Source organism: Sporosarcina oncorhynchi, assembly GCF_033304615.1.
In the GTDB taxonomy this organism is placed as follows: Bacteria; Bacillota; Bacilli; order Bacillales_A; family Planococcaceae; genus Sporosarcina; species Sporosarcina oncorhynchi.
The window spans coordinates 330731-344217 of sequence record NZ_CP129118.1 but is presented as its reverse complement, the minus strand read 5'-3'; the positions used below and the strand labels follow the sequence as shown (position 1 = coordinate 344217).

At 41.3% G+C, this 13487-nt stretch carries 12 protein-coding genes; 3 read left to right on the top strand and 9 right to left on the bottom strand.

Annotated features, from left to right (window positions below; translation table 11 throughout):
• Positions 1 to 131: 131 nt before the first annotated feature.
• Complete coding sequence (locus QWT69_RS01775) at positions 132 to 1655, bottom strand: DHA2 family efflux MFS transporter permease subunit (RefSeq protein ID WP_317968384.1); 1524 nt, start codon at positions 1653 to 1655, stop codon at positions 132 to 134.
• Positions 1656 to 1853: 198 nt separating this feature from the next.
• On the opposite strand from QWT69_RS01775, the gene QWT69_RS01770 reads away from it, so the two are divergent.
• From QWT69_RS01770 to QWT69_RS01760, 3 genes are all read left to right on the top strand, one after another.
• Positions 1854 to 2750: a TetR/AcrR family transcriptional regulator gene (locus tag QWT69_RS01770; RefSeq protein ID WP_317968382.1), complete on the top strand. Its 897-nt coding sequence runs from the start codon at positions 1854 to 1856 to the stop codon at positions 2748 to 2750.
• 57 nt (positions 2751 to 2807) lie between these two features.
• Positions 2808 to 3605: a TIGR00266 family protein gene (locus tag QWT69_RS01765; protein WP_317968380.1), complete on the top strand. Its 798-nt coding sequence runs from the start codon at positions 2808 to 2810 to the stop codon at positions 3603 to 3605.
• Between the two features lie 238 nt (positions 3606 to 3843).
• Positions 3844 to 4128 carry a translation initiation factor 2 gene (locus QWT69_RS01760; protein ID WP_317968378.1) on the top strand — a complete coding sequence of 95 codons (285 nt, stop codon included), beginning with the start codon at positions 3844 to 3846 and terminating at the stop codon, positions 4126 to 4128.
• Between the two features lie 117 nt (positions 4129 to 4245).
• Here QWT69_RS01760 and QWT69_RS01755 read toward each other — a convergent pair whose 3' ends face one another.
• The 8 genes from QWT69_RS01755 to hutU form a co-directional block, all read right to left on the bottom strand.
• Positions 4246 to 4878 (bottom strand): helix-turn-helix domain-containing protein, encoded by a 633-nt coding sequence (locus QWT69_RS01755; protein ID WP_317968376.1) that lies wholly within the window; start codon positions 4876 to 4878, stop codon positions 4246 to 4248.
• A 235-nt stretch (positions 4879 to 5113) separates the two neighbouring features.
• Positions 5114 to 5590 carry a hypothetical protein gene (locus QWT69_RS01750; RefSeq protein WP_317968374.1) on the bottom strand — a complete coding sequence of 159 codons (477 nt, stop codon included), beginning with the start codon at positions 5588 to 5590 and terminating at the stop codon, positions 5114 to 5116.
• Positions 5591 to 5804: 214 nt separating this feature from the next.
• Positions 5805 to 6209 (bottom strand): GNAT family N-acetyltransferase, encoded by a 405-nt coding sequence (locus QWT69_RS01745; RefSeq protein WP_317970853.1) that lies wholly within the window; start codon positions 6207 to 6209, stop codon positions 5805 to 5807.
• A gap of 497 nt (positions 6210 to 6706) precedes the next feature.
• The gene (locus QWT69_RS01740) at positions 6707 to 7447 is read right to left on the bottom strand and encodes a hypothetical protein (RefSeq protein WP_317968372.1); all 741 of its coding nucleotides are present in this window, start codon (positions 7445 to 7447) and stop codon (positions 6707 to 6709) included.
• A complete protein-coding gene (locus tag QWT69_RS01735; RefSeq protein ID WP_317968370.1) occupies positions 7437 to 7934 on the bottom strand; it encodes an RNA polymerase sigma factor in 498 nt (165 codons plus the stop codon). Before QWT69_RS01735 ends, QWT69_RS01740 begins: the two co-directional genes overlap by 11 nt.
• Before the next feature lie 506 nt (positions 7935 to 8440).
• Entirely contained in the window at positions 8441 to 10264 is a 1824-nt protein-coding gene (locus tag QWT69_RS01730) for a tetratricopeptide repeat protein (protein ID WP_317968368.1), read from the bottom strand.
• A 262-nt stretch (positions 10265 to 10526) separates the two neighbouring features.
• Positions 10527 to 11780, bottom strand: coding sequence for an imidazolonepropionase (gene hutI, locus QWT69_RS01725; RefSeq protein WP_317968366.1), 1254 nt, complete (start codon positions 11778 to 11780; stop codon positions 10527 to 10529).
• Positions 11781 to 13451 carry a urocanate hydratase gene (gene hutU / locus QWT69_RS01720; RefSeq protein ID WP_317968364.1) on the bottom strand — a complete coding sequence of 557 codons (1671 nt, stop codon included), beginning with the start codon at positions 13449 to 13451 and terminating at the stop codon, positions 11781 to 11783.
• Between the last annotated feature and the right edge of the window lie 36 nt (positions 13452 to 13487).

The following is a 13487-nucleotide window of genomic DNA, read 5'->3' as shown; positions in this document are numbered from 1 at the left end:
TCAAACACTATTTTGAAAACGCTTCCACTTTACTTATTTCGACAACTTCACAGGAGAATCCTTCCTTTTCTCTGAATAAAATAAAAAATCCCACAAAGCAGTTTACTGCTTTGTGGGGATTTATTATGACTTTATTCTTCCACTGGTTTTAATGAATCCATCGGTGTTTCCTCTTGCTCTTGCTTTTTCACATCGTCATATTTCGGTTGTCGGACACGCTTGACGAACAACGCAAGAATTAATGCCGCTACTGAAATGAACGCGGAAATCAAAAACGAATAGTTGATGCCATCCAACATGGACTTCAAGTAGATTTCCTGCTCAGTAGTAGAAGATAAAGCACCTGAAGCGGCTGCGTCCTGCGCAAGTGTTGCACCCGTGCTTTCCATCCGTTTCGTCATAATCGTCAACAACAAAGCAGAACCAATTGCCCCTGATACTTGCTGAAGTGTGTTGTTCATCGCTGTACCATGCGGATTAGAACGCATCGGTAATTGGTTCAACCCATTCGTCATGATCGGCATCATAACCATCGACATACCGAACATTCTCACTGTGTACAGTGCCATCAAGTAATAATAGCCCGTCGTTAATTCGAGTTTACTTAAGTAATAGGTTGAAATTGTCGTGATGACAAGACCGGTTATCGAAATGGCTTTCGGTCCATATTTATCGAAAACACGACCGGTAATCGGCGACATCAATCCCATTATAATTGCACCAGGCAACATAAGTAGTCCTGCTTCAAACGGAAGAATGCCTCTGACATTCTGGACGTATAACGGTGTCAGAATCATACCCGAGAACATGGCAACAGACATGACAATCGAAATGACTGAAGCAAGCGCAAACATCGGGTGCTTATAAATGCGGAAGTCCAATAACGGATCCTTCATAAGCAACTGTCGGACAATGAATAGTGCCAGTGAAAACGCTCCAACCCCAATTGTCCCGTAAACAAGTGGTGAGCCCCATCCTTTGTCCCCTGCTGAACTGAATCCGTAGAGCAGTCCCCCAAACCCAACACTGGAAAGGATAAGTGATAAGACATCCAATTTCACGTTACGATTTGGTGTAATATTACGCAATTTAAACAATGCCCACAAAATCGTCAAAATACCGAACGGCAAAACGATGACGAAAAGTGTCCTCCACGAATAATGTTCAACAACCCACCCTGAAAGTGTCGGCCCAATTGCAGGCGCAGTGAACATGACAAGACCAAACATCCCCATCGCTGCTCCCCGTTTCTCAATCGGGAAAGCAACCAACATGACATTCATAAGCAACGGCATCATGAGCGCAGATCCCGAAGCTTGAATCATTCGGGCAGTGACGAGCATATTAAAACTCGGTGCATAGATAGCCAACGCGGTTCCGATTGTGAATAACGTCATTGCTGTCAAAAACAGTTTACGGTTTGTGAATTTCTGTATGAAGAACGCACTTGCTGGAATCATAATTCCGTTTACAAGCATATACCCCGTCGTCAACCATTGGACCTGTGAAGGTTTCACGGAGAACTCCGTCATGATTGAAGGTAAGGCTATATTTAATAATGTATTGTTCAAGATTGCCACGAATGCACCGAAAAACAAAATTGCAATCATTCCATAAGGAGGTTTTTCGTGCATCTTTTTAATATCTATTTCCATTTACTTGACCTCCATTTTTTCTAACTAACGATAATCGTCGTACAGCATAAAATCTATTTTATACCGGCAGTCCAAATTAATCAAATACGTAAACGTTTACATTTTAAAAAAACTTTAAATCATTGATGTAGCAATATTAATTAAGTAGAATAGAAATTGAACTAGTAGTACAAATCTTATTCCTGAAGGATGATTTAGATGAACGACCGTAAACTACACGTCCTATTGACAGCGCAAAGATTATTTATCGAAAAAGGATTCATCACAACATCCATCCAAGATATTATTGAATCTGCGCAAATATCAAAAGGGACATTTTATAATTATTTCACATCCAAAAACGAATGTCTTATTGCCATCTTCGAGTTTGCACACGAAGAGTCGATTGTCCGTAGACATGAACTGCAACAAGGCAAAGACATCTCGGATAAAAATATATTAGCTGAACAGATACTTGTGCGCATGCATGTAAACCGTGAACACAATCTATTGTCAATCTACGAAGCAGTCTTTTATTCAGGCGACGCTGAATTAAGGAATTTTGTCAGAAGACATCATTTGATGGAATTGAACTGGCTCACTTCAAGGCTTGCGGATGTTTACGGAGAAGAGGCGGAACCGTATGTACTTGATTGTGCAGTCATGATTTTGGGTGTCATCCAGCACCTCATTCACTTCCTTTCGTCTTCCGCAAAAAAGATTGACATCGACGATCTCGTTCACTTTACGATTCGCCGGGTTGACTCCATCATGGATGACATGATCCGAAACGAAGACACATTACTCGGAAAGGATTACTTGAAAACGTTGACTTCGGCGAACGAAACCACACCTACTTGCGCAACGCATGTTGTCGAAAAGCTTGAACGTTTCCTATTGATGGTTAAGAAGGAGAAGCTTACCGAAGGAATCCGTTTCACAGAATTCTTCTTGGATGAAATGCTCTCAGAGACACCTAATCTAGTCGTAATGGATGCACTAATCGCCCCTTTCCAACAACTATTCAAAGGAACACGGCTCTATTACCGATCTACTGAGATTTCAACGTTTCTTGTGAAGTATATTAACAAAGAAAAGAGTCTACAAGATAAGTGAAACTTCTAACGGCTTTTAAACGTAGAAATATATACAAAACCCAAGGAGGTTCAATAGATGAATAACCACGAAATCGATTTCAAGTTACACGGTGATGATATGCAATTTGTTGAAGTTGAACTAGATCCAGGTGAAACTGTTGTCGCGGAAGCCGGAGCGCTCATGATGATGGAAGACGGAATTGACATGGAAACGATTTTCGGAGATGGGACCGGCAATTCAGGCAGTGGACTGATGGGGAAATTGATGGGCGCAGGGAAACGGTTAATTACGGGGGAAAGTCTGTTCATGACGACGTTTACGAATACAGGATCAGGCAAGAAGCATGCCTCTTTCGCAGCTCCCTACCCGGGCAAAATCATTCCGATGGATTTAAGCGAATATAACGGTAAAATTATTTGCCAAAAAGATGCGTTCTTGGCGGCAGCAAAAGGCGTATCCATTGGCGTGGAATTCCAGCGTAAATTGGGCGTCGGCTTTTTCGGTGGTGAAGGGTTTATCATGCAGAAACTCGAAGGAGACGGTATGGCTTTCGTGCACGCAGGCGGAACAATTATCGAAAAGACGCTCTCCCCCGGCGAGACATTGCGCGTTGATACAGGATGCCTTGTCGCGATGACACAGGATGTTGAGTATAATATCGAAATGGTCAAAGGCGTAAAAACGGCATTGTTTGGCGGAGAAGGCCTCTTTTTCGCAACTCTTCGCGGCCCCGGTAAAGTATGGATTCAATCGTTGCCATTCTCAAGGCTTGCGAGCAGAGTATTCGCAGCAGCCCCTCAAACTCCAGGTGGCGGATCACGGGATGAAGGCAGCCTAGCAGGCGGGTTGTTCAATATGTTGGGTGGCAAGTAAGTAACAGATTTTTGAATTACGTGTCATCTAAAAAGAAATGTATTCAAAAGTGTACAATCATAATCACGCATTAAAGAAGGTACCAGAAACCATGACGGTTTTGGTACCTTTTATTTTCAGGATTGAATTAACTTTAAACTTTGTCTTTCGCATATCAAATACCTAGCCTTAATTCAGCTCATTATTTCAGTAAATGTTTCATATATAATAAAAAGTCATTTAAGCGAGGTGCGAAATAATGAATAACCCATACAACAACCAAACGAGCCAAAATACCGAGTCACCTGAAATTTATGCGGCCAGACTAGCATTAATCGGAAGTGCACTTTCAACATTAGGAGACGGTCTTCAAGCAATAGCAGCGGGAATTGCATTACAAGAATTAGAAAAGTCGAAACAAGCAAGCGAAACCCCTCAAAACCCCTCCAGCGAATTAGATCAAACAAGCGAATTAGAGAAAATGCAAAAACAAATTGACCGCTTAGCAAATAAGATAGAGAGGATGGAGCGCCTAGTTAGATAATTTTTCAAAAAAGACCCGATGATTAAATCATTATTCTTTATCTAATTCACAGCTCAATAAGGTCATAGCCATCTGTCCACAATTGCGGTATATAACTTAGAGGAATAATTCAAAACTTTATTCTCCTGATAACTTTCGTGTCCTCCACACTGGGATAAAAAACTTAATATTTATGACACTTAAAATCACAATAGCAAAAAGTAAGGTAATCAATGTATTTATATTTTTTTCAAAAGGTAACATTTCATTAAAAAAGAAAGAAAAAACAAATATTAAGTCGAACCATATAATTTTTTTCGATCCGGATTTTCTATTAAAGTAATCCCTTGCAGCTATAAATGATAAGACCAATCCCATTGAAAATAAAACACCCCAATAAATGTTTAGATACCAATCAGGAAGTCCGTATGAAGCTCGATCAGAATAAGCACCAATGAAGCCTAAAAAACCAATCAAAGTCAAAACCCGTCCAGAAGCAGCGGAAATTTGCATTTTTATATCTTTTCTACTTCGCTTAACTTGAGTTTCTACGTCTTTTTGCTCCTCTACATATTTCTCAGGAGAAACTAATTCGATAATGTCACTATCAAATAAATCAGCCAGTTTTAGTAGATTATTTGTTGACGGTTCTGATTGATTCGTTTCCCATTTTGATACCGCCTGCCTACTCACTCCTAACTGTTCAGCTACATATTCTTGCGATAGTTTTAGAGATTTTCTCTTACTACTAATAGTAGAACCTAACGACATAATGCAACACTCCTTTTCCAATTCGATTACTGTCATCGTATTGGTTTTTCAGGTTGCACACCACCAACCATACAGCAACTATTGGTTGCAACTCCTTGATTTAACGCGTTTATTCAACAAAACGGCCCTTATATGATGTGGGATGGAAATTATAAATGCTACAAACAACCCCGAATGTTGTACAAAGTCTTTAGAATTACAAGACATAGTACATTCTAAAAATCCCCCCATTACCTTAATTAGTTAATATCAAATAGTAGTATTTTGCACCTTGTAATGAACTACTTAAATCAAATGATGCTTTGAAGGCAATATATATTGCAATACCTGCTAACATAGTTATAATTATACCGCCGTCTTTAAGCATTTTTCTATTTTTCTTATAAAGGATAAGCGTTGTTATAATAACAATTAAAAAGTATGATACCGATACAATTAGTTTTACTAATAACATTTTACTATCATTAACAGCATTCATATATTTTACTAAATCATCTTTATTGACAGTATCCTCTTCAATTATAGATATATCCCCTTTGTAGCCGACGTTCCAAGAAAAATTATTTTGTTCTTTTGTTACGATGTACTCATAACCTAAAGTTTTCCCTTCTCCAATAATTCCCGAATAATCCCGTGTATCTTCTTCACTTTGAGAACAAGCAGATAGAATTAAGATAAAACAAAATAGCATTAGTAAAATACATTTTTTCATTTAAATTCCTTCCCATGTTTCGGTAAATTCTACATAAACCCATAAGCCTTAGTTAACTAAATGGCCCAATCGTATTGTTAAATGGGTTCAAATCCTTATTCCAGAGTTTTACTAGATAGTATAATACCGAATATCATTAATGGAGATTTTTATGCGAATTCAATAGACAAAAACGCTTGGAGATCTGCCCAAGCGTTTTTATTATAATTATTTTTCATATTCCAGCTTGCATTTTATAGTTTCTCAACACCATACCATTTGACCTCATCATATTAAACTTTTCATAATAAGGGACTAGGTCATCGTCACAACATAAATCAACCATATATATATGATCAAGTTCCTTTAACATTCTGTTTACCAATTCTATACCTATACCTTTATTTTTGTATTCTGGTAACACTTCAAGAAGTGGAATGTAAGCAGATAGAACGCTATCACTAATTGCGGTAATAAATCCAATGACTTGATTTGTTTTATCATCTAATGCAATAACTACTCTACTGCTGTTTTTCAACAGTTTTAAGTGAGTTTCTGGATTAGGTGGATTTGGCCATCCTTCAAAAAAACCATTTAACATATCCGGTGAAATACTATCAAGTGAGTTCCTATATAACATCATATATCAGCTCCTAATTTTAATAGTTGTGAATTAGAGCGAAGATATATCAAAAATAAAGCAGCAAAAATACGACCTCCACATATTTCAAAGTTAAAGTTTTTAGACGATTCACTTTCATTGTAGCATAGATCGAACGGATATCAGGTTTTTTTACATAATGACCCAATTCTTGAATATACACTTACTAGAAACTACTTTTCGTTGCTTGGAGCGGAAGACGGGCGACTCCAGCGGGATTATCAAAAGCCGTAACGATGAACGGCTTTTGCAAGATAAAGCGGTAGCTTTTCGAGCTTTCTGTAAAGAACACAGAAATTAAGGCAAAGCGAGTTCTTCGTAACTCGCTTGGACAGCATACGTCGGAACGAAAAGCAACAGTATACATGCAACATTTTCTGGATCGTTTGTTTCAAGTCAATGTTCCATTAACGCACCCTTGATCCATCATGTAGCTTTTTCCACCAAAAACTTGTGGTACCATCATCTTGATTATGTTAATTAAGCTTCAACGAAATAGAATTTCCTTCTTGCGTTACAAGAATGTCTTGTTGTTCAGAGGTGCCATCTGTATATTTTACATGTACGTTGATAATTACGTCGTCAGCTATTACATTATTGCCATCGTGAGGAATTGCAAGTGTATATTTATAGTTTTCCTGTTCATTATAGTTAACTGTGTACGTATTCCCGATTTCCTTTATACCTTCGTATACACCTGAGTTAGGCTCACTAATAATGAATTTTATCTTTTCCTCTCTCAACCACTCAGTGCTTGGATGCTTTTTAGATGTAAACTTAAAATCCTCTACAAATTCGCCTTTGCTCATCTTATACGTAATTGAATCAATCTGTTCCCCAGCTATTTTGAGCATTACATCTGTAAAAATCAATCTATATCCATCGCCGCCAATACTGGCAATACCCATTCTATCTCCTGTTGCTAATTCAATAACAGCTTGTTCTGAGGTAATCGGTGTATTCAACTGATTTTCATCATCACTTAACGCATAAGCGGTGATTGTAAAATTGGCTACTTGGAACTCCCCGTCCTTATTAAAATATGGAACTCCCATCATAATCGCCATTAGGATTGCAAATGCACTCGCTACCGGGATCCATCTTTTAAAATATACTTGGCCCGATTTTCTCTTTCCAATATTCTCTTTCAAACGATCCTCCATAGCATTTGACATTTCAATAGAAGTAACTGCATCTTTGATCTTCTCAAAGTCCATATTCATTCTCCTTTCGATATCTTTCCCGAAGTAGCTCTCTTCCCCGTTGCAACCGCTTTTTCACTGCCGACGAAGTAATGGTAAGGATTTTTGCTATTTCATCCACTTTATAGCCCTCCACATAATGAAGTAACAAGACGATTTTTTGTTTAGTTGGTAATCTCATTAGATGGTCGAGTAAACCATGGTTTTTATCATTCTTAGAATATAGCTGTAAATCATTGATATCCATATGTTTACGAATAATATTGTACCTTCTCATATTCTTGCAGCGATTCGTGGCAATCGTTATTAACCATGCTTTCTCATGTTCTAAATCGTTAAAAGTTGGAGATTTCGTTAGATAAGTAATAAAAGAGTCCTGAACGACATCCTCTGCATCTCTCTCATTGGACAATAGAACGAGACATATCCTAAACAACATATTGCCGTATGTATCGACAATTCGCTCTACATCTAGTTCATCCGACCAAACTTGTTGCAACATTCCTCAACTCCTTTCACTACTTAACACACTTGAAGATACCAAATGGTGACTTTTTATTTTAGAAAAAACAAATAATAATCAATATGTACTCCGTTTAATGCAGTGACGGAACGACAAGTATTCGAATTCGTACTCAAGTAAGAGGATTATTAGCACGACGGTTGATATAAGTAACAATATTTTTCACCTAAAGAAGTGCTTAGTTCATTGGAAAACTAAGCACTTCCTTATTATTTCGGTATTCAAATATTCAACAAATGCGCCGGATTGTGGAATAACCCTAAATCTGAAGCAATGCTTATTTACCTTTCAGAGACTCTCTTTCTTGTTGTTATTAAAACGTACTCTTCTCATTTAGATTCAATCCAGAAAAAAGACTATTCCGAAAGAAAATGCGGAGTTTTATTGTTACGGATTCGATTGTTGAAAACATCTCCCGCCAAGCGAGAAATATAGTAAACATGATTAAACCGGCAGGAAACGTTTCTGCCGGTTTACACTAAGCTTCAATTCGGTCCATTCACTAACAGCCATATATACCTTGCTTCTTCTTCACTTCCAGGTTGGATCGTCATCTGCATCGGATAATTGATTGTTTTCACTTTGAATGTTTTCAAATGCATAACATGGGAATTAGCCTTTATCGCTTTATCAAGCATGGCCTCGGCTTCTTCTGACTTACCACCAGATGCTTCAAATTCCAATTTCCAATCTAAATATAAGTAGGTTGCATCCATTTGCGATCCTTTTTCGTAACGCACCAAGATTTCAGCCGCCTCATTAAAACGTTCTGCATGGATTAAGGAAGCAACCGCTTCATAACGGGCACCTTGATTGTCCGTGGAATTCATACGGACAAGATCTTTGAACACATCTCCTGCTTCCCCGTAGTCCCGGTGCATGAACAGGTGCACGCCATATGCGAATGCAGCCCGCATGAATGGATGGTTCGGCAAGTTCATCCATGGATTTTCACCCGGTTCGAATGTCTTGCTCGCATTGCGGATTGCGTGCTCATATAATTCAGATGCACGGCTCTGATCCTTTTCATCCATAGCTTCCAGTAACAGTGCATCGGGATGCTCAGGAGAAATTTTCAATGCTTTCGCAGCAAGATCCCGGCGTTTTTCATCGTCATCTGCAGCAAAAGCTTCATACGCCAGTAATTGCGCGCGTCCTTCATCAACGCCCGGCTTACGTTCCGGTTGGACAACGCCTGCTGTTGTCATTGCTGTTTCCCACAATCCTTTTTCAGACTGCCGAGGAGCTGTTCCGATATCATATACCTGCACGGCCATGGGCTCGTCGAAGCTGTCCATCATCTCTTCGTATAAGGAAGTCAAATTGTTAACGTACTTGCCCATCCCTTCAGCTGAAGAGCGGAACTGGTCTGCAATCTCCGCTTCAGATGCTTCAACGTCTCTTACTATACCGATCTTCATGCCTGTCCAGACGGCTGCAGCAACAAAATCATCTCCTGCGTCCATATCTGCATGATCATTCAGGAAATAGGCGACGGCAAGCTTGTGCATGATTTCCCGGGCTCCGCTGTCCTGCTTCATTTCACGCAATCCGACTTCGAGTGCTTTTAATGCATCGAGTTTGGCTGGATCCAGTACTTCTTCGACCAACTCATTAAGAGAGGCCATGCTGCGTTTGATAAATAGCTCATAAATATCGAGCGTATGGTCTTTCAGGAACTCATCGACAGGCTTGGATGCCTGACTTTCACGCAGTTCCATCAACGATTGTTTCGTCTGTTTGCTCCATTTGGCTAAAAACATCATTGACGAAACTGGAGCAATCGCATCTTCTCGTTTGCGCTGGTCCCGCAAAACCGTCCCGAACAATAACGTCCCTTCATCCGCCGGCATTCCTTCATTGCGTGTTACATGGAATTCCTCATCGGTGAATAATTGCCTGACTCGCAACATCCCGTCATCAGATCCAACAATTTCAGCTAATAGCAGGAATGGCTTGTCCCACGCTTTCAGGATTGTCAGTACAGCTTCACGTTTTGTTTTCGATAGCTGTTCCTGTATGTATGCATGCCAACCTTGAGGATTTTGGATGAATAAATAAAATTCACTTGCCGCTTCCTCAATATCTTCTTTACTCCAGCTATCGGATAGACGAATAATCCATTCCCGCATTATGCGGATCATCTCTTTCCGGTCTTCCCCTTTTGGATATGCATCAAAGAACGTGCTAAGTACAAGATCCAATTCTTCATTAACAATCAATTCAATAAGATCAGGACCTTGCTTTCCACAGCACTTTTTATACTTCTTTCCACTACCGCATGAGCAAGGATCATTTCTACCGATCATATGGATACCCCCCACTGTCTTTGGCTTTATCATAACAAACATGCGTGAAGAATGTAGGTTATCCTCTCTCCATTTACGAATTACCTAGAATATAAACCAACGTTTTTCCCATTATCGAATTTCCTACTATTATAGTGTTTTGCCTATCGAATGGTTGATGTATACCCACTTGCTCCATTCCGCTTCCCCCTTCTGAATCTTCCGTTAATTAACCTTATAAAAATACCGTGAATGAACCCATTACTCCATTCACGGACTTGTGTTACCCTACAACTATTTCGCCCTTTTTCCATACCTTATCGACATGGTTGACGCCAAACAAATATTGCAGTTCTTGATAATTCTTGACGTCCCACATGACGACATCCCCTTGTTTACCTACTTCCAGTGAACCGGCTTTACGCTCCATCCCGATTGCACATGCTGCATTCATCGTCGCTGCAACGAGCGCTTCTGCAGGTGTCAATCGCATGGAAATACATGCTAAGTTCATGACGAGCGGCATGGAAGTCGTCGGTGATGATCCAGGATTACAATCTGTCGAAATCGCAACTGCGACTCCTTCATCAACCATTTTTCGCCCTTGTGCCGCGTCTTCGCGAAGGTACAAAGCAGTTGCTGGCAATAAACAAGCAATGACACCCGCTTCTGCCATTGCCTTGATGCCTTCATCAGATGCTTTCAATAGATGCTCCGCTGAAATGGCACCGACTTTAGCGGCAAGTTCCGCACCGCCATATGATTCGATTTCATCCGCATGGATTTTCGGCGTCAAGCCTAGCTTCTTCCCTGCTTCCAAAATGCGTTCAGACTGTTCAGGTGTGAACACACCAACTTCACAAAACACATCATTGAAAACGGCAAGCTTTTCTTCCGCTACGACGGGGAGCATGTCATTGATGATGCTATCAATGTATTCATCTTCCTTGCCCTTATAGTCCAACGGGACAGCATGCGCTCCCATGAACGTCGAAACGAGGTCAATTGGATGCGTTTCATTCAACCGCTTCGCTGCACGCAATTGTTTTAATTCTGTTTCCCAATTTAAGCCGTAGCCGCTTTTTGCTTCAACAGTCGTAACACCGTGTTTCAAGAAGGAATCGAGCCTGCGGGATGTTTGTTCTACAAGTTCATCTTCCGTTGCTTCACGCGTCATCCGGCTCGTCGCGTGAATACCGCCGCCTGCATTCATAATGTCCATATACGTGGCGCCTTCCAAACGCATTTCAAATTCACGTTCACGGCTGCCTCCGTACACGACATGGGTATGCGGATCGACGAGACCTGGCGTGACTAAACGGCCTGTCGCATCGACAATATCCGCTTCCTCCGCACGGTCGCCAAATTGCTTTATCAATTCTTCAGTTGTACCGATTGCTTGGATGACACCGTCTTCAATCCACACGCTGCCATCTTCAATGATGCCGAGCTCAGACATTTCTTCACGTTTACGCGGCGCATTATTGCCCGAGATTGTCGCTAATTGAGCCGCATGTTGTATCCAAAGTGGTTTCAATTACTTGTCACCTTCCATCATCGGGATGTTAACCCCTTTTTCTTTTGCTGTTTGAATGGCCAAATCATAGCCTGCATCGACGTGTCGGGCAATACCCATACCCGGATCAGTCGTTAACACGCGTTCAAGGCGGGCTTCTGCTTCCTTCGTGCCGTCCGCAACGATGACCATACCAGCATGTTGTGAATACCCCATACCAACTCCGCCGCCATGATGGACAGACACCCATGTTGCTCCACCGACCGCATTAATCATCGCATTCAGGATTGGCCAATCCGATACGACATCCGAGCCGTCTTTCATTGCTTCTGTTTCACGGTTTGGCGATGCAACAGAACCTGAATCGAGATGATCTCGCCCGATGACGATCGGTGCACTTAATTCACCGCTTGCGACCATATCGTTAATGATCTTACCGAAACGTGCGCGTTCACCGTACCCGAGCCAGCAAATCCGCGCCGGCAATCCTTGGAACTGAATCTTCTCCTGCGCCATTTTAATCCAATTACATAAATGCGTATTGTAGCTAAATTCACGTAAAATCACTTCATCCGTTTTACGAATATCTTCTGGATTGCCTGATAGCGCTACCCAGCGGAACGGCCCTTTCCCTTCGCAGAACTGCGGACGGATATACGCCGGAACGAATCCAGGGAAATCGAATGCCCGCTCAACACCTTCGTCTTTTGCGACTTGGCGAATATTGTTCCCATAATCGAATGTAACTGCGCCTTTGTCCATCATATCAATCATCGCTGCAACATGTGTCGCCATGGACGCTTTTGAACGTTTTACATATTCTTCCGGATTAGAATCGCGTAATTCAGCTGCTTCTTCTAGTGACATCCCTGAAGGTATATAGCCGTTTAATGGATCATGTGCGGATGTCTGATCTGTCAAGACGTCCGGATTGAAGCCGCGTGCAATCATTTCAGGCAGAATATCCGCCGCATTCCCAAGTAACCCGATCGATAAAGCTTTACCTTCCGCTTTCGCTTCTTCAGCCAGTCGGATTGCTTCATCCAACGAATCCGTTTTAACATCCGTATAGCGTGTCTCGATACGGCGATCGATACGTGTTTCATCGACTTCGATACCGATACAAACACCGCCCGCCATCGTTACGGATAATGGCTGCGCACCACCCATGCCGCCTAGACCAGCCGTTAATGTAATCGTTCCTTTTAGGGAACCGCCGAAATGCTGTTTTCCAAGTTCCGCAAATGTCTCGTACGTCCCTTGAACAATCCCTTGAGAACCGATATAAATCCAGCTGCCTGCTGTCATCTGTCCGTACATCATCAAGCCCTTCTTATCCAGCTCGTGGAATGTATCCCAGTTTGCATAGGCAGGTACAATATTCGAATTCGCAATCAAAACGCGTGGTGCATCCGTATGAGATTTGAAGATCGCAACCGGCTTCCCCGATTGAACTAATAACGTTTCATCATTCTCAAGCTCTTTCAAAGAACGAACGATGGCATCAAAACTCTCCCAGTTACGAGCCGCCTTACCGATTCCGCCGTAAACGACGAGCTTATCTGGATGCTCCGCAACATCCGGATGTAAATTGTTCATCAACATCCGAAGTGCCGCCTCCTGCTGCCAACCCTTCGTGTGCAATTCCGTACCTGTATAGTGAATAACCTTATCTGCTGTATCCGCTTTCATTTCCAATCAACCTCCCTTTCGTTACTATTATTCTAT